Raw genomic sequence first — 20651 nt, 5'->3', positions numbered from 1 at the left:
CGCTGCGAAGGGCCGCAGACTGCCGAGGAGCTGGGTGCCCGCCTGGGCCTGACCGCGCCGGACCGGGCCGAAGCGCTGTCGCGCCGGCTGGGTGCGATGGTCCGTGATGGCCAGCTGGTGCAGAACCGCCGTGGAGGTTTCGCGCCGGTGCAGGCGCTGAGCCTGGTCACCGGTGTGGTGATCGCCAATCCGGAAGGATTCGGGTTCCTGCGCCCGGTCGAGGGCGGCGACGACCTGTTCCTGCCGCCCTATGAAATGCGCAAGGTGATGCACGGCGACAAGGTGCTGGCGCGTGTCACCGGCATCGATCATCGCGGCCGCCGCGAAGGCAGCATCGCCCGCGTGCTCGAGCGCGGCATGACCCGTCTGATCGGTCGCTTCAGCATCGAGATGGGCATCAATTACGTGGTGCCTGATGACAAGCGCGTGCAGCGCAACGTGCAGGTGCCGCCTGATCAGACCGGAGGTGCGCGTGACGGCCAGCTGGTGGTCTGCGAGCTGACGCAGGCGCCGGACAGCCGCCGTCCGCCGATCGGCCGCATCATCGCCGTACTGGGTGACAAGCTGACCGCCTCGCTGGTGGTGGAGACTGCCATCCACGGCCACGAGCTGCCGTTCGAGTTTCCGCAGGAGGTGCTGGACGAGGCCGCCGCGGTGCCGCTGGTGGTCGAGCCGGCGATGATCGGCGACCGCGTCGACCTGCGTCGCACGCCGCTGGTGACCATCGATGGCGAGGATGCCAAGGACTTCGACGATGCGGTGTATTGCGAGCCGAACGCGGAGGGTTTCCGCCTGGTGGTGGCCATCGCCGATGTCTCCAACTATGTGCGTCCGGGCACGCCGCTGGATGAGGAGGCACAGAAGCGCGCTACCTCGGTGTACTTCCCGGGCTTCGTCGTGCCGATGCTGCCGGAGACCCTGTCCAACGGTATCTGCTCGCTGATGCCCAAGGTCGACCGCATGTGCTTCGTCTGCGACATGCAGATCGACCGCGATGGCCAGGTCGTCCACTCGCGCTTCTACGAAGCGGTGATGAATTCGCACGCACGCCTGACCTATACCCAGGTGTGGCAGGCCGTGGGCGAGGACGATGCCGGCGCGAAGGCCGTCATCGGCGATCTGCTGCCCCAGGTGCAGCGCCTGCACCAGCTGTACAAGGTGCTGGCCAAGGCCCGTGCCAAGCGCGGGGCCATCGAGTTCGAGAGCAGTGAAGTGCGCTTCGTTCTGGACAATCGTGGCGAAGTCACCCAGGCGGGCATGCTGGTGCGCAACGACGCGCACAAGCTGATCGAGGAATGCATGATCGCCGCCAACGTGGAGGCGGCCAAGTACCTGCTGTCGCACCATGTGCCGGCGCCGTACCGCGTCCACGAGAAGCCGCCGGAGACCAAGTACGCCGACCTGCTGGAATTCCTCAAGGAGTTCAAGCTGAGCCTGCCGCCGTGGTCGAAGGTGCGCCCCGGTGACTACACCAAGCTGTTGAAGAAGATCCGCGACCGTCCCGATGCCACGCTGCTGGAGTCGGTGCTGCTGCGCAGCCAGAGCCTGGCCGTCTACAGTCCGGACAACCACGGTCACTTCGGGCTCGCGCTGGAGGCGTACGCGCACTTCACTTCGCCGATCCGCCGCTATCCCGATCTGCTGGTGCATCGCGCGATCAAGCATGCGTTGTCGGGCAAGCCGCTGGACAAGTTCACCTACACCGCACGCGAGATGGCAGCGCTGGCGCTGCAGTGCTCCGAGCGCGAGCGCCGCGCTGACGAGGCCGAACGCGAGGTCGACGAGCGTTACCGGGCCGCGTGGATGGAGAAGCATGTCGGCGGCCAGTTCGATGGCGTGATCAGTGGCGTGACCAGCTTCGGTCTGTTCGTGGAACTGGACGATTCCAAGGTGCAGGGCCTGGTCCATGTCACCCAGCTGCCGCAGGACTATTACAAGTTCGATGCGACCCGCAAGACGCTGACCGGTGAACGTCGTGGCAGCAGCTACCGGCTGGGTGACCGCGTGCGCATCCTCGTACTGAAGGCCAGCATGGAAGAGCGCAAGATCGACTTCCGGCTGGTCGAACACAAGGGCGAGGAAGAAGAGGCAGGACTGTCGCCGCTGCCCGAACGCGGCAAACCGACCAAGCGCAGGAAAGAGAAGTACTGATCCGTAGAGCCCGTTCCGGAGGAAAGCAGCATGCAGGGCCAACCCGAGTACAGCGGCGGCTGCCAGTGCGGTGCCATCCGCTTCCAGGTGCGCGGTGAACTGTCCGACAGTTCGATCTGCCACTGCCGGATGTGCCAGAAGGCCTTTGGCGCGTATTACGCGCCTTTGGTCTCGGTGCGCGGCGTGCAGTTCAGCTGGACCCGCGGCCAGCCGCGCTATTTCCAGTCCTCCAATGTGGTCCGGCGCGGTTTCTGCGGCGACTGCGGCACGCCGCTGACCTATGAAGCCCCCGACGGCATGGCCGTGGCGGCGGGGGCGTTTGACCAGCCGGAACGGTTGCCGCCGACGATCCAGTACGGTGTCGAGCGCAAGCTGCCCTTCGTCGATGCCCTGGGCAGCCTGCCGGCACGGCGGACGGAGGAGGACGTGGCGGTACTGGACTTCCTGGCTGCGATCGTTTCCCACCAGCATCCCGACCACGACACGCCACACTGGCCGCCGCGCAGCCGTTCAACCGAAGGGTGAACGGCGGGTAGCGCCGGGCCCTGCCCGGCGAGCGCGAAGCGCGGCCGTCGCCGATGCTCTACCATAGCCACCCCCTTTCCGGTCCCGCCCGCATGAGCAAGAACAGCCAGTGGATCGTCGGCGTCAACGCCGTCGCCTCCTCCATCGAGAACGACGCCGAGAACGTCCGCGAAGTGCTGGTCGAGGCCGGTGCGAAGAATCCGCGCCTGACCGAAATCGAAGAGAACGCGCGCCGCAAGGGCATCGATGTCCGCCGGGTCACCGCGCAGGCGCTGGACGGCGTTGGCGGTGCAGTCCGCCACCAGGGCGTGGCCGCGCGCTATGCCGCTGCGCGCACCTACAGCGAGAATGAACTGGAAGGCCTGGTCACTGCCGCTGAAGGCCGGGCCCTGCTGCTGGTGCTGGATGAGGTACAGGACCCGCACAACCTGGGCGCCTGCCTGCGTTCGGCCGCGGCGGCCGGTGCCACTGCGGTGATCATTCCCAAGGACAAGTCGGCGACGGTGAATGCCACCGTGCGCAAGACCTCGGCCGGCGCCGCCGACCGTATCCCGGTGGTGGCCGTGACCAACCTGTCGCGCTGCCTGAAGGATCTGCAGAAGCAGGGCGTGTGGATCTACGGCCTGGCCGGTGAAGCGACCGCGTCGCTGTACGATCTGGACCTGAAGGGCAACATCGCCCTGGTGCTGGGGGGTGAAGCCGACGGCCTGCGCCGCCTGACCCGCGAGAACTGCGATGGACTGGTCAAGATCCCGATGCCGGGCGAGATCGAGAGCCTGAACGTATCGGTCGCCGCGGGTGTCAGCCTGTTCGAGGCCGTGCGCCAGCGCGGCTGATCGTCCCGTGGTAGCGCCGGGCCATGCCCGGCGGATCCAGTCCGACCACGCTCATGGCGTGCCGCGCTCCACGCCGCCGGGCATGGCCCGGCGCTACCCCGCGCTGCCGCCCAGCGCCTTGAACAGCGTCACATCGTTGGTCAACTGGCTCTGCCGGACGCGGGCCAGTGACAACTCCGCATCGCGCCGGGTCTGCTGGGCTTCCAGCCAGGTCCGCAGGTCGGTGGCACCCACGCGGTAGCGCACTTCCTGCATGCGTTCCACTTCCACCGCCTCGTCATACGAGGCCTGCGACGCCGCCACCTGGCGCGCCAGCTGCTCGCGTGCCGACAGCGCGTTGTCCACTTCCGACAGGGCGGTGTACAGCGTCTTGCGGAACCCGGTCGCGGCGATCTGGTAGTTGGTACCGGCCACGTCGGTATCCAGCTGTGCGCGCTGCAGGTTGAGGAAGGGCAGGGACAGGCCGGCACCGAGCGTGGCCACCGGATTGCGCAGGACATCGCCCAGCGAGGTCGCGCTGGAACCGAGGCTGCCGGTCAGGCTCAACGCCGGGTAGTACTGGGTGGCGGTGACCTTGATCGTCTTCAGGCTGTTGCGCAGCCGCAGCTCGGCCGCGCGCAGGTCGGGACGGCGAGCGAGCAGGTCCGCCGGCAGGCCTTCAGCGATGGCAGGGCTGCGTGCCTGCAGCAGGTTCTGCGGCTCGTCCTGTTGCGGCCAGGGGGTGCCGTCGAGCAGCACGGTCAGCGCATTGCGCACTTCCACGCGCTGCTGTTCCAGCGCACTCTGCGCAGCGCGCTGCGACTGCAGGTTCTGCAGGGCCTGGCGTACTTCCAGGCGCGAAACCGCACCGGCGTCGAAACGGGCCTGGACCAGTTCGCGGGTGCGTTCCAGCCGCTCCAGGTTGGCCTGGCCGGTGCTGATCGACTGGTTGAGATACGCCAACGCCCAGTACTGGCTGATGGCATCGCCGATCACCAGCAGGGCGGTGTTCTGTCGATCTTCCTCGGTGGCTTCAGCCTCCCAGCGTGCGATGTCGCGCTGGGTCCTGAGCCGGCCCCACAGATCGACTTCCCAGGCCAGCGAAACGCCGGTGGAATAGCTGCGGCGCCAGTCGTCGGCCTGGTCGGTGGCACGGCTGCCGCTGCCACTGACGCCCGACGAGGACGGCTGTGGCCAAAGCGCGTTGCTGGCCAGTCCGGCCTGCAGGCGGGAACGCTGCACGGCCAGGCCGGCGGCGGCAAGGTCACTGTTGGCGGCCAGCGCCCGGGCTACCAGCCGGTCCAGACGTTCATCGCCGAAACCGCTCCACCAGACATCCTCTCGGATGTCGCGGGCAGGCGTATCCAGGCTGCTGCGCGGAGCGTCCACCGGTGCGTTGAGTGCGGCATTGCCACGCCCATAAGTAGCAGCCACGTCGGGATCGGCAACCGGATAACGGCCGACCGAGGCACAGCCGGACAGGGCAATCAGTACGGCGCCGGCCAGCAGCAGGCGCGAGGGAGCAGGAAAGGGGAGCATGGGCATCGTCTTCATTCGCGGGCCAGGGCCTCCACCGGGTCGAGCTGCGCGGCATTGCGCGCGGGAAGGAAGCCGAAGCCCACGCCGATCAGGGTGGAACAGGCAAATGCGGCGATGATCGAAGCGGTGGAGAACAGCACCTGGAAGTCGCTGGCGAAACGTCCGATCATCGAGCCCAGCAGCAGCGCCAGGCCGACGCCGAGCAGGCCTCCGAGCAGGCACACCAGCACCGCCTCGATCAGGAACTGCTGGCGGATGTCACTCTGCCGGGCACCCACGGCCATGCGCACACCGATCTCGCGGGTCCGCTCGGTGACCGAGACCAGCATGATGTTCATCACGCCGATGCCACCGACCAGCAGTGCGATGGCGGCGATCGCGCCGATCAGCAGGGTCATCGTGCGTGTGGTCTGCTCGATGGTCTCGCGGATTTCGGCGCTGTTGCTGAGGAAGAAATCCTCGGTACCATGGCGCATCGTCAGCAGGCGGGTGATCGCCTCCTGCGCGGCGTCCATCGGCGTGGCGTCATCCACGCGCACGGTGATGCTGGAGACGTGACTCTGGCCCAGCATGCGTGACATCACGGTCGTGTACGGCACCCAGATGCTGAGACTGGTGCTGCCACCAAAACCGAAGCTCTGCCGCTTGGCGACACCGACCACCCGCACCGGCACGTTGCCGAGCAGGATGACCTGGCCGACAGGATCGACATCGGGGAAGAACTGGGTCTGGGTGTTCTCGTCGATGATCGCGACCTGGGCCAGCCCTCGCACCGCATCGGCATCGAAGAAGCTGCCACTGAGCAGGGTCACGCCCTTCACCCGGAAGAACTGCTCGCCAACGCCGCTGACCTGGGCGGTGGAGGACTGGTTGCGGTAACGCGCGGTGACCGAGGTCGACACGCTGGGCGTGGCGCTGTCCACGTAGCTCTGCCGTGAGAGCGCATCGGCATCGCTGGCCTTGAGCGTCTGCACACGTGCAGAGCGCATGTCGCCGAAACCGCGGCCGGGATACACATCGATGGTGTTGGTTCCCAGCGCGCTGATGTTCTGCAGGATCTGCTGCTGCGAGCCGTTGCCGAGCGCGACCACCGAGACCACCGAAGCAATGCCGATGATGATGCCGAGCATGGTCAGGAACGTGCGCAGGCGATGCGCGTTCATCGCCAGCAGGGCCATGCGGAACGCTTCGGTGAAGCGGTCGCGCGCTGCGCGCCAGCTGTTGCCGTGGGCAACACCGGTGCTGGCCTCGCGTCGCGCGCGATAGGACGGCGCATCAGGATTGGCGCGGTCGGCGATGATCTCGCCATCGCGGATCTCGATGATGCGCTGGGCATGCTCAGCCACGCTCATGTCGTGGGTGACGATGATGATGGTATGTCCCTCGGCATGCAGCTCGCCCAGGATCGCCATCACCTCTTCGCCGGATTTCGTATCCAGGGCGCCGGTGGGTTCATCGGCCAGGATCACCTCCCCGCCGTTCATCAATGCACGCGCGATCGACACACGCTGCTGCTGGCCACCGGACAGCTGGCCCGGCTTGTGATGCATGCGGTCGCCCAGGCCGAGCCGTTGCAGCAGCTGCTCGGCCCGCGCGTTGCGTACCGGGCCGGGGCTGCCCGCGTATACCGCCGGCACTTCCACGTTGCCGCGTGCATCCAGGTCACCGAGCAGGTGGTAGCGCTGGAAGATGAAGCCGAAATGCCCGCGCCGCAGTTCGGCCAGCTCGTCCGGCTGCATCCGGCCGGTTTCGCGGCCGGCCACCTGGTAGCTGCCCCGGGTGGGGCGATCCAGGCAGCCGAGGATGTTCATCAGGGTGGACTTGCCCGAACCGGACTGGCCGACGATGGCGACCATTTCGCCGGCGTGGATGTCCAGGTTGACGTCGCGCAGCACGGCAATGACGTCGTCGCCGGCCGGGAACTCGCGTCGCAGGTCACGCAGGCGCAGCAACGGCGCCGTCGTGCTCATCGGCGCGGGCCCATGCCCGGGCCGCCGACGCGCATCTGCATGCCTCCCCGGTTGCCGCCGCCCGCAGACGCTGCCGCTGCGCTGGCCTCGCCGACCACCACGCGTTCGCCCTCCTGCAGACCTGAGAGGATTTCAGCCGATGCACCGTTGTTGATGCCGACCTTGACCTTGCGCGGTTGTGGCTGGCCCCGATCATCCACCACCCGTACCACGCGCTCGCCGTCGCGGGTCTTCGGCCCCAGTGCCACCGCCGGTACCATCAGCACGCCCTTGGCCTGCTTGAGCAGGACCGACACCTGCGCGGTCATGTCGATGCGCAGGGTGCCGTCCGGATTCTCCACGTCGAACAGGGCGTTGTAGTACACCGCGCTGCTGGAGCTGGAACTGGAAGAGCTGCTGGAGCTGGACGAGCTTTCATTGGCAATCGATGCCGGTGCCGGATTGATCTGCCGCAGCGTGGCGTGATACTTCCGGTCCGGGTCGCCCAGCGTGGTGAAGTACACCGGCATGCCGGCCTTGATCTTCACAACGTCCGCCTCGGACACCTCGGCATTGACCGTCACCACGTCCAGGCGCGCCAGCATGACGATGGTCGGCGCGGTCTGGTTGGCGTTCACCGTGCGGCCTTCCTCGGCCACCACGGCGACCACGGTGCCGTCCATGGGCGCGGTGATCCGGGTGTAGGCCAGGTTGGCCCGGGCGGTGCCCAGCTCGGTTTCGCGACCCTTGATCTGTGCCTCGTAGGACTGCAGCTGGGCGCGCGCGGTTTTCAGCTGCGCTTCGGCGGCATCGTACTCCTGGCGGGAGGTGGCCTCGGCGGCCAGCATCTGCTGCTGGCGTGCGAATTCCAGCTCGGCCTGGCGCAGTGTCGCCTGCTGCACCGCCCGCTGCGCGATCACCTGGTCCAGCGAGGCCTGTGCGTTGAGCACCTGGTTCTGCTGGGTGGTGGCGTCGATCTCGGCGATCAGGTCGCCTTCCTTCACCGTATCGCCCAGCTGCACCTTCAGCGATTTGATCTGGCCGGAGGCCTGCGCACCTACGCTGACCAGCTTGTAGGCGTCGATCACGCCGGTCGCCTCAACGGTCTGTTCGATGTCGCCACGGCCTACGGGGGTGGTGGCCAGGGCCGGAGCGGCCGGCTTGCGCAGCAGCCACCAGGCGGCCACGGCAGCGATCAGGACGAGCAGGGCGGCCAGCATCAGGCGGCCCCGGCGGGTTGCGGGCAACAGGCGGCGGATCACGTGGTGGCTTCACTCTCGGTGCCGCGATGGCGGCGATGGTGGGCATTGTGAAGACCGGGCGATCAACCGCTCAATCCTCAGGGTGTGTCTGTGTGTAACACTGTCGGCGAAAGCGCGTATCGACAGGTATCCGGCCCGCGGGTGGATACAGTGGTACGCATTGGCCAGGATGCGGTTCAGCTCCCGACACGGGATGATCCGCGACATGGAGACTGAAAACCCGATGCATCGACTGCTGATCGTCGACGACGACAACGACATCCGCACCCTGCTGGCCGAACAGCTCGGCCGCGCCGGCTACCAGGTCAGCACGGCGGCCGACGGCACCAGCATGCGCCAGCTGCTGGAGCGCGAACACGTGGACCTGATCGTGCTCGACCTCAACCTGCCGCGCGAGGATGGCCTGACCCTGTGCCGTGACCTGCGCGCTCGCTCGAACACGCCGGTGATCATGCTGACCGCCCGCGCGGAACCGATCGATCGCGTGCTGGGCCTGGAAATGGGCGCCGATGACTATCTGGCCAAGCCGTTCGAGCCGCGCGAGCTGCTGGCGCGCATCCGCAACGTGCTGCGCCGTACCGAAGCCCTGCCGGCCAATCTGGAGCCACTGGCGGTGCGCCGTGCACGATTCTCGCGCTGGGTGTTCGATCTGGAGCACCGCCACCTGGTCGATCCGGATGGGCGCGTGGTGGTGCTGTCCGGCGCGGAGTTCCGCTTGCTGCGGGTATTCATCGCACATGCCAACAAGGTCCTGTCGCGCGAGCAGCTGGTCGCGCTCAGCAGCGGCCGTAACTATGAGGCGCAGGATCGCGCGATCGACCTGCAGGTCAGCCGCCTGCGCAACAAGCTGGGTGACGATGGCGGTCCCGATGGGCTGATCAAGACCGTGCGCAACGAAGGCTATGTCCTCGCCTCGGCCGTCAACCTGGAATAAGCCGCGATGAATCGCCTGCGCCACTTTCTGTCCTCGATGGTCGGGCGGCTGTTCGTGATCCTGCTGCTGGGCATGTCGGTGGCGGCGATCGGCGCGACCATGCTGGCCACCTCCAAGCGGCAGCAGGAGTTCGAGCGGCAGAACCTCAACCGCATCGCCGATCGCCTGCAGGGCTACGTCAATCTGCTCGACGGCAATCCCGAGCTGCGCGAGCGCCTGCTGGAAGTGGGCGGGCCGAGCGTGCGCGCGCTGCAGTCCGGTGCGCGCGTGGGACGTGCCGATGCTGCGCTGATGGAAGTGCTGGAGGACCGCCCGGGCCCGGTCGCGCGGGCGCAGGTGCACTTCACTTCGTTCCGCTCCTGCATTCCCAGGCTGCAGGAACTGCTGCCACCGCCGCCGCCCGGCTACCGCAAGCATCCTCGCGAGCGCGATCCGGCGTTCATCCCGCCCAAATGCCGCGCGGTGGACGTCACCCTCAACGACGGTACGTTGCTGAAGCTGGCACTGGATTCCCCTGCGGTGGCCCACAACGGCATCCTGGCCGTGGACCCGCTGTTCCTGACCCTGCTTGTGCTGGCCATCGCGGTACTGGCCTACATCGTGGCCCGCATGGCCAGCGCACCGCTGCAGGAGCTGGCCGCCGCCGCCGAGGATCTTGGCGACGACCTGCAGCGCGATCCGCTGCCGCTGCGCGGCCCGCGTGAAGTACAGCGCGCCGCCGAGGCCTTCAATGCCATGCAACACCGCCTGCAGCGACACCTGGCCGAGCGTACGCAGATGCTGGCGGCGATCACCCACGATCTGCAGACACCGCTGACCCGCCTGCGCCTGCGGCTGGAGAACGTGACCGATGAGGCACTGCGCGAGCGCCTGATCGGCGATCTGGCTGCGATGCAGGCACTGGTCCGCGAAGGCCTGGAACTGGCCCGAAGTGCCGAGAGCGCCGAGCAGCGCGCTGCACTGGACCTGGATTCGCTGCTGGAGAGCATCGTCGAGGACACCGCAGAAGGTGGTGCCGATGTCGTCTTCGAGGGCAGGAGCGATGCGGTGCTGATGCTGCGGCCACTGGCGATGCACCGCCTGTTCTCGAACCTGGTGGACAACGCGGTGATGTACGGCCAGCGCGTGCGGGTGCGCATCGAGCGGGGCGGCGGCAGCATCACCGTGGTGGTGGCCGATGATGGCCCCGGCCTGGCCGACGACCAGTTGGAAGCCGTATTCGACCCGTTCGTGCGGGTGGAGACCTCGCGTTCGCGCGAAACCGGTGGGGCCGGGCTGGGCCTGACCATTGCGCGCGCTCTGGCCGAGAAGGACGGCGCGCGGCTGTGGCTGCGCAACCGTGCCGAGGGCGGACTGGAAGCCGTGGTGCAATGGCCGGCCAGTGCACAGGTGGTGGCGCCGGGTCGGGCAGGCTGAGCAGACGCGGTGGGAGCTGCGTTCCGGCAGGCCCCACGCAAAACTGACGCGATAGCCCTGCCTGCAGCACGATAGGGCGAATGCGTCACCCACGGTAATTGCCTGCGCTGCAAGGCGTTTTACAGGCAGTCGAGGCAATTGCGTCAGCGTTGAATTGCCTGCGCTGCGTGCGGCCGGTCACCTGAAGCCATCGAAGTTCCTTGCGGATGGCAGATGGCACGGATGTGGATCGTGGTGGGCGACGCCACCACGGGCGGCGGGCGGGTGCTGACCGGATCGTCGAATACGGATATCGAAGGCAAGGCCGTCGCCTGCGTGGGCGACAAGGCAACGTGCCCGAAGCATGGCGGCGCGTTCGAGATCGTCACCGGGGACCCGACGCTGATCCTCGATGGCAAGCCGATCGCGCGCGAAGGCGATTCGCTGGCCTGTGGCTGCAGGTTGCTCGGAGGTGCTCAGTCGCTGGTGTATGTGGTTGACGGCGGTGGCGGTGGCGGTGGCGGTGCGTCGGTCTCCGCGCCGCCGGCCGCGCCGGCAGCAGTGGACCTGTGGAACGCCACGCCGCCGCCCAGCGGTTTCGTTGCCCGCGATGCGGTCGCTACGCGCGAGGTCGTGCTGCATTGCCACTACGGCGACCTGGACTGCACGCCCGCGCGCGGTGTCAGTTACCGGGCGACCCTGTCCGATGGCCGCGTGCTCAGCGGCCATCTCGATGACGAAGGTCGTGCACGCCTGCCGCAGGTAAGCGTGGGGCCGGTGCAGGTGATCTACCAGCACGAGGCCGACAGCACCGACTCGGCTGAGATCGAGGCCTGCCGCGAACGCCTTCGCGCGGCCCTGCAGCGCATCGTGCAGCAGACCCGGCAGGATTTTGCTGCGGACTGGCGGCAATGGAACAGTGCCAGCGCTGCGCATCGGGCCTTCTTGATGGAACTGAATCGCATCGAAGGCCAGGCCAGAGGCGCATGGGACTGGGCCAGCGGCAGCGTGGAAGCGGTGTGGCAGCTGGCGGTGCTGCGCTTCAAGGCCGATGCGGAACTGCGCGAACTGAGCGGACTGCTGCTGACGGGCGACTGGGACGGGCTGGATGCACGCATCGCGGGGCATCGTGCAGCAGGCGAGCAGGTGCTGGACAAGGCCAGTGCGATCAAGGAGCAGCTGATCCTGCTGTTCGACGACGGCCCGACCTGGCAGCTGTTGGCGGCGTTCCCCGCGGACTGGGCGAAGGCGGTGCCGCCAGACGAGCTGCAGGAGCTGACCCAGCGCTACGGCAGCCAGTTTGCGCTCGATGTCGTGATCAGCGTGCTGCTGGGCGCGTTCAGCGCAGGCACGGCCGGAACCGCCTATGGCGGCGCAACCTGGGCGGCCCGGATCGGGCGGTTGGGGCAGCGTCTGGCAGCGCTGCTGGACGAGCTGGGCGAGGCGTTCACCGCATTGGCGCGGGCATTGCGCTTGCGCAAGCGTCGGCACACGGAAAGCCGGGCGCCGGACGCCGATGGGGTGGTGGAAACCCGACTGCCGCGCACGCGCGCCGCAGGTGCCGCGTTCGGTGAGGCGAGGGCGCATCAAGCGATGCTGGACAAGGGCCTGACGCCAGTGGGAAAGACCGATGGCGTGTATCGTCCGGGAGAGAATGGCATCGATGGGGTCTACAGCCACCCGGATCCGCCGCCCGACTATGTGATCACCGAAGCGAAGTACAACACGGGCCGGTTGGGGGGACCGTACAGGGACGGTACGCGGCAGATGGACAGCGAATGGATAAACGAGCGTCTTGATTCCAAGGTGGGGGTCGTAGAGGCAAGAAGGATGAGGGATGCGATGAATCAGGGGCGGGTTGAGTCGATTCTGATCAGGGTGGCCGAAGATGGCACGACGCAGTCCTACAAGCTTGGCGTGGACGGAAGGGTGATTGGCCCTTCATCATTTTGAACTGGACCGATGATGCGCGATAGCAGGAAATCCAAGGCATATTTCTCTGGAATCATCGAGTTCCGGCTGGATGAGGTTGCAGAGGTCGTTGATCGTATTGATTCACACAGGTACACCGACGTCGGACGCGCCAATGCATCGAGTTCCGTGTTTTCCCTGCTCCTTCAGATAATGGTCATGCGCTACTCGCGTGGCGACGATCTGGTTGAAGTGCTGGGGGGGCTGGAAGAATTGCTGCTTGCAAGGCGGCGCGTTGATCTGTGCGCCGATGCCTTGGGCGCACAGGATCAGATGATTCGTGCAGTGTGGGAGGATCTTCGGCCGGACAGGTACACAAAGTACCTCTGGTGGTTGGCATTCTCGGTTGCCGCGGGTATGGAGGGCTCTTATGTGCGAAGTGCACTTGGCTTGATGAAGCACGCCGGGGAAGACGAGCTTTTCGACAGAGTTGCGATTGCATTGGGAGACACAGGCCGACCCGCTGCCAATCACGTGCTGTATCGCCAGTACCTTCCGCTAGCAAAGGCCGTCGCATCGATCCAGGACCGACCGGGGCTCGTAAAGAAGTTCCTGGATGGCTGGTATGCGGGCAGCCGCAACCTCTATTGGCACGGGAATCACCGTGACGACGACAGCGGCTACATGGGCTACTGGGCCTTTGAGGCCGCGCTGGTCGTGATGCTGTTCGATATCGACGATTCGAGCTTCCGCGACCACGAGTACTACCCGGCCGATCTGGTGGCTTATTACAGGCGTTGTGCTGGCGCAGGTATCTGATGGTCAGGCGGCTCAGATGCTTGCACCGGGTGCGGGGACGAATCGAGCGCGGCGGCGATGTGATCAGCCAGCGGCTTCGTCGCCCGCGACGCGGTCGCCGGAGGTGAGGTGGTGCTGCATCGCCACTACGGCGACCCTACCCGATACCGAGTGCTCGGCGGCCACATGGATGGCGAGGGCGGCGCACGCGCGCCGCAGGCGCCGCGTTCGGCGAGGCGATGGCGCATCAGGCGATGCTGGGCAAGGGCCTGACGCCAGTGGGAAAGACCGATGGCGTGTATCGTCCGGGAGAGAATGGCATCGATGTGGCCTACAGCTACCCGGATCCGCCGCCTGACATACATTGGTGATGAAAAAATCGGCGACACTGGTTCTTTGATCGGCCCGTGGGGCGATGGCGCATGAGTGCGCAGCGTGACACCCGGATGCTGGAGCCGTACTTCACGGATTGGATCGATTATGACTCCGTGGAGGTGGCGCGTACTGATCATTCAATCGCGACTCGAGCCTATCCTCCCAAGGGATGTGTTCTCGGCGCGTCGGATGTGTCCGGTCGCATCCTTCGTCGGTTGGTCATGCGATTCTCAAGGGGCGACGCTATTGTTTTGCTTCATGATGACCTGAACCAGCTGCTTGTTTCGCGTGCGCAGCTCCTGCATCAGTGTGATCAATTGCCTTTGGAGGACCAGAACTATCGTGCACAGTTCGAGGATCTTCGTGAAGATCACTACGTCGATCACCTCTGGTGGCTGGCGATCGCGGTCAGCGCCGGTATGGGTTCGACCTACCTTGCGAAGGCCCTCACGCTGATTGGGAATGCGGGAAAGGATCGACTCTTTGACGAAATCGCGATACTGCTGGTTGAAGACGGAAGAGTTCCGGCGAGGCAGGTGCTGTATCGCCAGTACCTCCCGCTCATGGAAGCAATCGCCTCACCCTCGGACCGGCCCGGGCTCGTAAAGAAATTCCTGGACGGCTGGTATGCAGGCAGCCGCAACGTGTACTGCCACGGGAATCACCGTGACGACGACAGCGGCTACATGGGCTACTGGGCCTTCGAGGCCGCGCTGGTCGTGATGCTGTTCGACATCGACGATGCGAGCTTCCGCGACCACGAGTACTACCCGGCGGATCTGGTGGCCCATTACAGGCGTCGTGCTGGCGACAGGACGTAGCTGTCCCTCCGCAGAGGCGCCAGGCGAGGGGTCTTCTGGTCCTGCCTGTGGTCACCGCCTGGGCTCGGGAAGGTGTGCCGGACCACGCCCTTCCGCCAGAAATCCGTACCGCCTGCACGGGTGAGCCAGAAAGCCCGCCGTTGCTGCCCGGGGGAGGGGGGGGCACGGCTGGGCAGGCGCGGCGGGCTGGCGTTTGCCCTATCATTCGCGCATCTCCCCAGACGCCCCCCGATGAGCCAGCCTGTTCCCGTCGGCACGCCGCCCCGCGCTGCCTGGGCATTTCCACCTGCCGCCCCGCCTGGCCGCAGTACCCGGCCGCCACTGCTGCGGTGATGGGCGGGCAGGGGGACGACGGGCGCTGGGTGGAGCGTCACGCGTGGGACTGGAGGGCGGTGCTGCGACACAGCCTTCTGTGGCTGCTGCTGGCTGCTGCATTGCCGTTGCAGGCACAGAGCGGTGCACCGCCGCTGCGCGACTACGCCATCGATGTGTGGACCTCGCGCAACGGCCTGCCGCACAACTCGCTGCGCGACATCGCGCAGACGCCGGAAGGCCATCTCTGGTTTGCCACCTGGGAAGGCCTGGTGCGCTACAACGGCCTGGATTTCACCGTGTACGACCGCAGCACGCGGCCCGGGCTGCGCGACAACGGCATCGGCGCGTTGTTCGTCGACCGTCAGGGCGGGCTGTGGATCAGCGACTCGCGCGGCAATGTCAGCCGACGTGGCAGTGATGGCCAGTGGCGTGTGTGGGAGCACCAGCCGGATACCCCGCAGGTACTGATCCAGTCGATGCAGATGGACAGCCAGGGGCGCCTGTGGCTGCTCTACGAAGGCAAGGGCCTGGGTTATCTCGCGCCGGACAAAGGCCTTGTCTATCAGGCGCCGGCTGCCGATCTGCCGATGGCGATGAGCTTCACCAAACTGGTGGTGGATGCGCAGGATCGGGTCTGGGTCGGCACGCTCGATGGCCTGGTACTGCGTGACAACGATGGCGTGCTGAAGCGCGCGCCCGCCGCCTGGGGGCTGGGCGCGGGCAGTGGCCTGTCCTGGCCGTACCGGGCGCCGGACGGTGCGCTGTGGATCGTGGCGGGCGAGCGCCTGTACCGGGTCGAGGATGACCGGCTGGTGCTGGTGCACCGGCTGCCGGGCCAACTGCACCTGACCTCGATGCTGCAGGACCGCCACGGTGATCTCTGGCTGGGCACCGAGAACCAGGGGCTGCTGCGGATTTCCTCGCATGGACTGGAGCGGCTGCCTGCGGGCCTGAGCCTGCCGGGCGGGCGCGTGGTGAGCCTGCGCGAGGATGACGAGGGCAGCATCTGGGTGGGGGCCAACGGCGGCCTCTACCGCCTGCGCGAGACCCTGTTCAGCAGCTACACCGAGCGCGATGGGCTCAGCGGCGATTACGTGCGCACCGTGCTGGAAGATCGTGACCGCCAGCTGTGGGTGGGCAGTGCCAGTGGCCTGGATCGACAGAATGCCGATGGCCGTTTCCAGGCCATGCCGCTGCACAACCGCGGTGGCAAGGCGCCGTCGGTGCTGAGCCTGGCGCAGGGGCCGGACGGCGATCTCTGGGTGGGAACCTTCGGTGACGGCGTCTACCGCCTGTCCCGGGACGGCCGCCTGCGCCACAACTACGCCGCCGACGATGGCATGCCGGGTGGCAACATCCGCGCGATCAGCGTGGATTCGAGCGGGGCGGTCTGGGCCGGAACGCAGAAGGGAGTGGTGCGCATCGACGGCGACCGGGTGCAGGTGTCGCCGGTGGCGGGCATGCCGACCGGGCTGATCACAGCGCTGGAACACGATCACCAGGGCAACCTGTGGATCGGCACGATCGAGGGCATCCGCGTGCTGCGCGGCAACCGTGTGCAGGCGATCGATCTGGCGCCGCTGGGGGGCGGACGCAGTGTGTTCGGCTTCCACCAGCTCGGTGACGCGATGTGGATCAGCAGTGATCGCGGCCTGTACCGCTGGCAGGGCGGGCGGCTGGCCCGCGTCGGCCTGGAGCAGGGCATGCCGGTCGACGCGGTGTTCCAGCTGGTACCCGACCGGCTGGGCAACGTATGGATCAGCAGCAACCGTGGCGTGCTGCGCACCGACATGGCGACTCTCAATGCCGTGGCCGACGGCCGCGCGCCGCGGGTGAGCGTGGAGCGCTACAACGAGATCGACGGCATGGCCAATGCACAGGCCAACGGCAGCTCCGGCCCCTCGGCGATCCTGCGCCAGGATGGCACCTTCTGGGTGGTCACCGCGGGGGGCCTGAGTACGGTCGATCCGCAGCGCCTGCAGCGCTTCCGCGAACGGCGGGCACCGCCAGCGGCGATCGAGAACGTGCAGGTGGACGGCGCGCCGGTGCACTGGGAGGGCGCCGAACGCAATCTGATTCCCGGTGGTCGTCGCCTCGCGGTGAGCTATGTCGGCCTGAGCTACCTGATGTCGGACCGGATCCGCTACCGCACGCGCCTGGATGGACTGGACAGCGGCTGGGTCGAGCGCGGTCCACAGCGCAGCGTGGAGTTCGTTGGCCTGCCACCGGGCGATTACACGCTGCACGTGGCCGCCGCGCACCCGAGTGGCGCCTGGGGCCAGCAGGAAGCCGTATGGAGCTTCAGCGTGGAGCCGTTCTGGTGGCAACGGCGCAGCGTGCAGGCGCTGGGCGGCATCCTGCTGTTGGCCGGGCTGGTGGCGCTGTACCGCTTCCTGCTGCAGCAGCTGAAGGCCAGCAACCTGCGTCTGGCTCGCCGCGTGGACGAGGCCACCTTCGACCTGCAGGCCCAGACCGTCCATCTGCAGGCGGTGAACCAGGAGAAGACCGAGCTGGCCGAACGCCTCGCACGGCAGGCCGAAGCGTTCGAGCGCCAGGCGCGGGAGGATGCGCTGACCGGATTGGCCAACCGCCGCGGCTTTGATGAAACCCTGGCGCGTGACTTCGCACGATCGCAGCGCAGCGGCCACCCGTTATGCCTGGTGGTGCTGGATATCGATCACTTCAAGGCTGTCAACGATCGCTACAGCCACAGTACCGGTGATGCGGTACTGGTCGAGGTGGCGCGGGTGATCGCCACGGCCTGTCGTGACTCGGACCTGCCTGCGCGCACGGGCGGCGAAGAATTCGCGCTGCTGCTCAACGACACCCGGCTGGAGGAAGCCGCGCAGCTGTGCGCGCGGTTGCGGGGGCTGTTCCATGACCACCCGGACTGGGCGGGCGTGGATGGACTGAGGGTGACCTTCAGTGCGGGACTGGTCGAACTGGAGGCCGAAGACCGCACCCCGGCCCTGCTGTACCAGCGCGCCGACCGCGCGCTCTACCGTGCCAAGAGCGATGGGCGGGATCGCACGAGCATCGGTTGACGCGCCGGCGGTGCCGGCCCACGGTCGGCACCCACGCCTGCGCGGCCAGAGGGGCGCTGACGGTTACCGCGGCCAGGCGTTGGCGATCGTGCAGAACAGCCGTGCCGTCTGCTCGGTGTCGTACACCGCGCTATGCGCTTCGTTGGCATCCCAGCCCAGTCCCGCCGCATTGGCAGCACGTGCCAGCACCGTCTGCCCGTATGCGATGCCGGCCAGCGTCACCGTGTCGAATACGCTGAAGGGGTGGAACGGATTGCGCTTGTGCCCGGTACGGGCGACGGCGGCATTGACGAAACCGAGGTCGAAATGCGCGTTGTGGCCGACCAGGATTGCGCGCTGACAGCCGTACTTCTTCATTGCGGCGCGAACCGGGGTGAAGATATGGTCCAGCGCGGCGCGCTCTTCCTTGGCCAGCCGGAACGGGTGATCCAGGATGATGCCGGTGACTTCCAGCGACTTCGGATCGATTTCCAGCCCTTCGGCCGGCACGACATGCGCGCTGGCGGTCTGCCCGGGGAAGAGCAGGCCGTTCTCGTCCATCTCGATCGGCACCGCCGCGATCTCCAGCAGCGCGTTGCGCTGGGCGTCGAAGCCGCCGGTCTCCACGTCCACCACCACCGGCAGGAAGCCACGGAAGCGTTGTGACATCGCACGCTGCGCCTGCGGTACTGCGGAAACGGGGGCGACGTCAGGTGCGGGGGTGGGGTCGGTCATGCGTGGATTCTAGCAGAGCGTTCCTGAGCGCCCGGTGCGCGCAGCCGGATGGGGCGTTGCGGGCGGCGCGCCAATCAGCGGCATCGCGGACCGGCTCCCGCCCAGGTGCCCCCGCCAGCGCCATGCCGGGCCAGCAGTGCATCGACGCTCAGCCTGCCGGCGCCAGCGAACAGCAACGGCAGCAGCATCGCCATGAACAGCACGGGCAGTTTGAAGTTGCCGAAGCCTTGGTCGCTGATTGCATACCCCATGGCGAGGTCGCCCAGCGAGTGCCATTCCATCGGCCAGTGCACCGCATGGGTCGCCACCACGGTCAGCACCAGCAGGCTGGCAGCGGCAAAGCGGGTGCCGAAACCGACGAGCAGGCAGGCGGCACCCAGCAGTTCGAACCAGGTGGCCAGTTGCCAGTTCAGCGCGGCCGGCAAGTGGTCGAATGGAAACGGAAAGGCCTGCTGCAGGTCAGCGAACCAGTTCTGGCCGTGCAGTTTCTCGAGGCCGGATTCGAAGTACTCCCAGGCCAGCAGTACGCGCAGGCCCAGCGGGGCCAACCAGGGGGCGAGACGGTCCAGCTGGCCACGCGCGGTGGCCAGGATCGGGTAGTTCATCGGGAATCTCCGGGAGTGGGGCGTCAGGGCGGCGGCGTGATCGGACCGATCACGCCGGCTTGCAGGAACTGTTGCAGCAGGGCGGCACCGGCCTCGTCCAACGCGTGCTCCTCCAGCCCGTGCGCCAGTGCCAGCTGCCGCAGGTAGGTGTTGCCATCGGCGCCGGGCTGCTCGCCGATGCGGGCCAGCAGATGCACCGCCAGTGGGCTGAGGCTGGCGAAACGCACCTCACCGTCAGCATCGCGCCGGACCAGCAGGCCGGTCGGATCGGCCGGAGCCGTGCGCGGCGCATCGTCCGCGCCAAGCCGGTGGACCGGCCATTGATACAGCAAGGGCCAGGCCAGCGGCGAACGCTGCAGGGCGACCACCCGCGGATCGATCGCGCCGGCCACCGGCAGCGGCTCGGCCTGCAGCTGGTACAACGCCGTTTCCACCCACTCGTAGTGGGCCAGCTCGGCCAGCGCCGGATGCGGAAGCTGCGGCTGTGCCTGCAGCCACTGCACGAACTCGGCAGCCAGCTCGGTGAACAGCGGACTGCGGCAGCGATGCGTCGCGAAGTAGCTGCGCACCAGGGCACTCCAGCCCGGTTCACCGAGCAGGCGCACGCAGACCGGGAACCCGTTGCTCAACAGACCCAGCAGGTTGTTGAACAGCAGGCGCTGGTACACCGCTACGCGTCGCGGCTCCATGCCGGCCGGCGCGGCCACGGTGTCCGGGTCGCGCAGATGGGCGGTGAACGCGTGCTGCTGCGCACGCAGCCGTTCCGGCGCTTCAGCCATGCGTGCTGCCTCCGGCTGGGTCGGCCTGCAGGCGGCGGATGGTCTGCAGCTCGCTCTGGAGCTCGGCGTATGGGGGGAAGTTGAAATCGCGTTCGAGCAGGGTGGGGCGGGGGCCGATGCGCGCATAGGTACGTGCCAGCAGCTCCCAGACCGGATCGATCACGGCGCTGCCATGGGTGTCGATCTTCAGGTCCGGCGCTTCATCCAGGTGCCCGGCCACGTGCAGGCAGACGATGCGCTGTGCCGGCAGGCCGGCGATGAACGTGTCGGCGTCGTAGCCATGGTTGCAGGCGTTGACGTAGACGTTGTTGACGTCCAGCAGCAGGTCGCAGTCCGCTTCGGCAAGCACCGCGTTGGTGAAGGACAGTTCGTCCATGGACGGTTCCGGTGCCAGGTAGTAGGACACGTTCTCCACCGCGATGCGCCGGCCGAGCAGGTCCTGCACACGGGCAATGCGCGTGGCGGTATGGCGCACGGCTTCATCGGTGAACGGAATCGGCAGCAGGTCGTACAGATGGCCGTCGTCGCTGCAGTAGCTCAGGTGCTCGCTGTAAAGCGGCACGCGGTACTCGTCCAGGAAACGGCCAACCTGTGCCAGCAGCTGCGTGTCCAGCGGTGCACTGCCGCCCAGCGACAGCGACAGGCCATGGCAGCTCAGCGGATGCCGCGCCGCCAGTTCGGCCAGTGCATCGCCTGCCGGGCCGCCTACGTGGATCCAG

At 67.2% G+C, this 20651-nt stretch carries 16 protein-coding genes; 9 read left to right on the top strand and 7 right to left on the bottom strand.

Going from position 1 to position 20651, the window contains the following annotated elements:
* From rnr to rlmB, 3 genes are all read left to right on the top strand, one after another.
* Positions 1 to 2151, top strand: a 2151-nt coding sequence (rnr, locus tag QMZ25_RS16075) for a ribonuclease R (protein ID WP_283219939.1), incomplete at its 5' end; no start/stop codon positions are given.
* 30 nt (positions 2152 to 2181) lie between these two features.
* Positions 2182 to 2676: a GFA family protein gene (locus tag QMZ25_RS16070; protein WP_283219938.1), complete on the top strand. Its 495-nt coding sequence runs from the start codon at positions 2182 to 2184 to the stop codon at positions 2674 to 2676.
* A 92-nt stretch (positions 2677 to 2768) separates the two neighbouring features.
* Positions 2769 to 3512 (top strand): 23S rRNA (guanosine(2251)-2'-O)-methyltransferase RlmB, encoded by a 744-nt coding sequence (rlmB, locus tag QMZ25_RS16065; RefSeq protein WP_053518184.1) that lies wholly within the window; start codon positions 2769 to 2771, stop codon positions 3510 to 3512.
* Between the two features lie 93 nt (positions 3513 to 3605).
* Here the strand turns inward: rlmB and QMZ25_RS16060 are convergent, their stop codons facing one another.
* From QMZ25_RS16060 to QMZ25_RS16050, 3 genes are read right to left on the bottom strand one after another with little or no spacing between them, the layout of a single operon-like run.
* On the bottom strand, positions 3606 to 5045 hold the full coding sequence (locus QMZ25_RS16060) for an efflux transporter outer membrane subunit (protein ID WP_345782742.1): 1440 nt from the start codon (positions 5043 to 5045) through the stop codon (positions 3606 to 3608).
* Entirely contained in the window at positions 5042 to 7000 is a 1959-nt protein-coding gene (locus tag QMZ25_RS16055; RefSeq protein ID WP_065181192.1) for a MacB family efflux pump subunit, read from the bottom strand. The genes QMZ25_RS16060 and QMZ25_RS16055 overlap by 4 nt, the downstream gene beginning before the upstream one ends.
* The gene (locus tag QMZ25_RS16050) at positions 6997 to 8241 is read right to left on the bottom strand and encodes an efflux RND transporter periplasmic adaptor subunit (protein ID WP_111185757.1); all 1245 of its coding nucleotides are present in this window, start codon (positions 8239 to 8241) and stop codon (positions 6997 to 6999) included. Before QMZ25_RS16050 ends, QMZ25_RS16055 begins: the two co-directional genes overlap by 4 nt.
* Positions 8242 to 8446: 205 nt before the next feature.
* Between QMZ25_RS16050 and QMZ25_RS16045 the strand changes: the two genes are divergently transcribed.
* The 6 genes from QMZ25_RS16045 (at position 8447) to QMZ25_RS16020 (ending at position 17834) form a co-directional block, all read left to right on the top strand.
* Positions 8447 to 9175, top strand: coding sequence for a response regulator (locus QMZ25_RS16045; protein WP_053518224.1), 729 nt, complete (start codon positions 8447 to 8449; stop codon positions 9173 to 9175).
* A 6-nt stretch (positions 9176 to 9181) separates the two neighbouring features.
* Positions 9182 to 10591, top strand: a complete 1410-nt coding sequence (locus tag QMZ25_RS16040; RefSeq protein ID WP_053518188.1) for an ATP-binding protein — start codon at positions 9182 to 9184, stop codon at positions 10589 to 10591.
* Positions 10592 to 10804: 213 nt separating this feature from the next.
* A complete protein-coding gene (locus tag QMZ25_RS16035; RefSeq protein WP_283219936.1) occupies positions 10805 to 12523 on the top strand; it encodes a PAAR domain-containing protein in 1719 nt (572 codons plus the stop codon).
* Between the two features lie 9 nt (positions 12524 to 12532).
* On the top strand, positions 12533 to 13300 hold the full coding sequence (locus tag QMZ25_RS16030) for a PoNe immunity protein domain-containing protein (protein WP_111185753.1): 768 nt from the start codon (positions 12533 to 12535) through the stop codon (positions 13298 to 13300).
* 401 nt (positions 13301 to 13701) lie between these two features.
* Complete coding sequence (locus QMZ25_RS16025) at positions 13702 to 14475, top strand: PoNe immunity protein domain-containing protein (protein WP_283219935.1); 774 nt, start codon at positions 13702 to 13704, stop codon at positions 14473 to 14475.
* Positions 14476 to 14807: 332 nt separating this feature from the next.
* Complete coding sequence (locus QMZ25_RS16020; RefSeq protein WP_065181197.1) at positions 14808 to 17834, top strand: ligand-binding sensor domain-containing diguanylate cyclase; 3027 nt, start codon at positions 14808 to 14810, stop codon at positions 17832 to 17834.
* 63 nt (positions 17835 to 17897) lie between these two features.
* On the opposite strand, the gene rnt is transcribed toward QMZ25_RS16020, so the two are convergent.
* The 4 genes from rnt to QMZ25_RS16000 form a co-directional block, all read right to left on the bottom strand.
* On the bottom strand, positions 17898 to 18482 hold the full coding sequence (rnt, locus tag QMZ25_RS16015; protein WP_053518226.1) for a ribonuclease T: 585 nt from the start codon (positions 18480 to 18482) through the stop codon (positions 17898 to 17900).
* Between the two features lie 140 nt (positions 18483 to 18622).
* Positions 18623 to 19153 carry a DoxX family protein gene (locus QMZ25_RS16010; RefSeq protein WP_111185747.1) on the bottom strand — a complete coding sequence of 177 codons (531 nt, stop codon included), beginning with the start codon at positions 19151 to 19153 and terminating at the stop codon, positions 18623 to 18625.
* A gap of 23 nt (positions 19154 to 19176) precedes the next feature.
* On the bottom strand, positions 19177 to 19932 hold the full coding sequence (locus QMZ25_RS16005; RefSeq protein WP_283219934.1) for a putative DNA-binding domain-containing protein: 756 nt from the start codon (positions 19930 to 19932) through the stop codon (positions 19177 to 19179).
* A partial coding sequence (locus tag QMZ25_RS16000) for a DUF692 domain-containing protein (RefSeq protein ID WP_283219933.1) occupies positions 19925 to 20651 on the bottom strand: 727 nt, incomplete at its 5' end. The genes QMZ25_RS16005 and QMZ25_RS16000, both read right to left, overlap by 8 nt.

It is taken from the genome of Stenotrophomonas sp. RS-48 (genome assembly GCF_030053245.1).
Classification (GTDB): domain Bacteria; phylum Pseudomonadota; class Gammaproteobacteria; order Xanthomonadales; family Xanthomonadaceae; genus Stenotrophomonas; species Stenotrophomonas maltophilia_P.
Note: the sequence above shows the minus strand (reverse complement) of the source record. Positions and strands in the feature narration are given on the sequence as shown.

What these genes read in the sequence shown, in the direction of transcription:
- QMZ25_RS16040 (WP_053518188.1), top strand. Translation starts at nt 9,182, where the DNA reads ATGAATCGCCTGCGCCACTTTCTGTCCTCGATGGTCGGGCGGCTGTTC.
- rnt (WP_053518226.1), bottom strand. Translation starts at nt 18,482, where the DNA reads ATGTCACAACGCTTCCGTGGCTTCCTGCCGGTGGTGGTGGACGTGGAG.
- QMZ25_RS16060 (WP_345782742.1), bottom strand. Translation starts at nt 5,045, where the DNA reads ATGAAGACGATGCCCATGCTCCCCTTTCCTGCTCCCTCGCGCCTGCTG.
- QMZ25_RS16055 (WP_065181192.1), bottom strand. Translation starts at nt 7,000, where the DNA reads ATGAGCACGACGGCGCCGTTGCTGCGCCTGCGTGACCTGCGACGCGAG.
- QMZ25_RS16030 (WP_111185753.1), top strand. Translation starts at nt 12,533, where the DNA reads ATGATGCGCGATAGCAGGAAATCCAAGGCATATTTCTCTGGAATCATC.
- rlmB (WP_053518184.1), top strand. Translation starts at nt 2,769, where the DNA reads ATGAGCAAGAACAGCCAGTGGATCGTCGGCGTCAACGCCGTCGCCTCC.
- QMZ25_RS16035 (WP_283219936.1), top strand. Translation starts at nt 10,805, where the DNA reads ATGGCACGGATGTGGATCGTGGTGGGCGACGCCACCACGGGCGGCGGG.
- QMZ25_RS16045 (WP_053518224.1), top strand. Translation starts at nt 8,447, where the DNA reads ATGGAGACTGAAAACCCGATGCATCGACTGCTGATCGTCGACGACGAC.
- QMZ25_RS16020 (WP_065181197.1), top strand. Translation starts at nt 14,808, where the DNA reads ATGGGCGGGCAGGGGGACGACGGGCGCTGGGTGGAGCGTCACGCGTGG.
- QMZ25_RS16025 (WP_283219935.1), top strand. Translation starts at nt 13,702, where the DNA reads ATGAGTGCGCAGCGTGACACCCGGATGCTGGAGCCGTACTTCACGGAT.
- QMZ25_RS16070 (WP_283219938.1), top strand. Translation starts at nt 2,182, where the DNA reads ATGCAGGGCCAACCCGAGTACAGCGGCGGCTGCCAGTGCGGTGCCATC.
- QMZ25_RS16005 (WP_283219934.1), bottom strand. Translation starts at nt 19,932, where the DNA reads ATGGCTGAAGCGCCGGAACGGCTGCGTGCGCAGCAGCACGCGTTCACC.
- QMZ25_RS16010 (WP_111185747.1), bottom strand. Translation starts at nt 19,153, where the DNA reads ATGAACTACCCGATCCTGGCCACCGCGCGTGGCCAGCTGGACCGTCTC.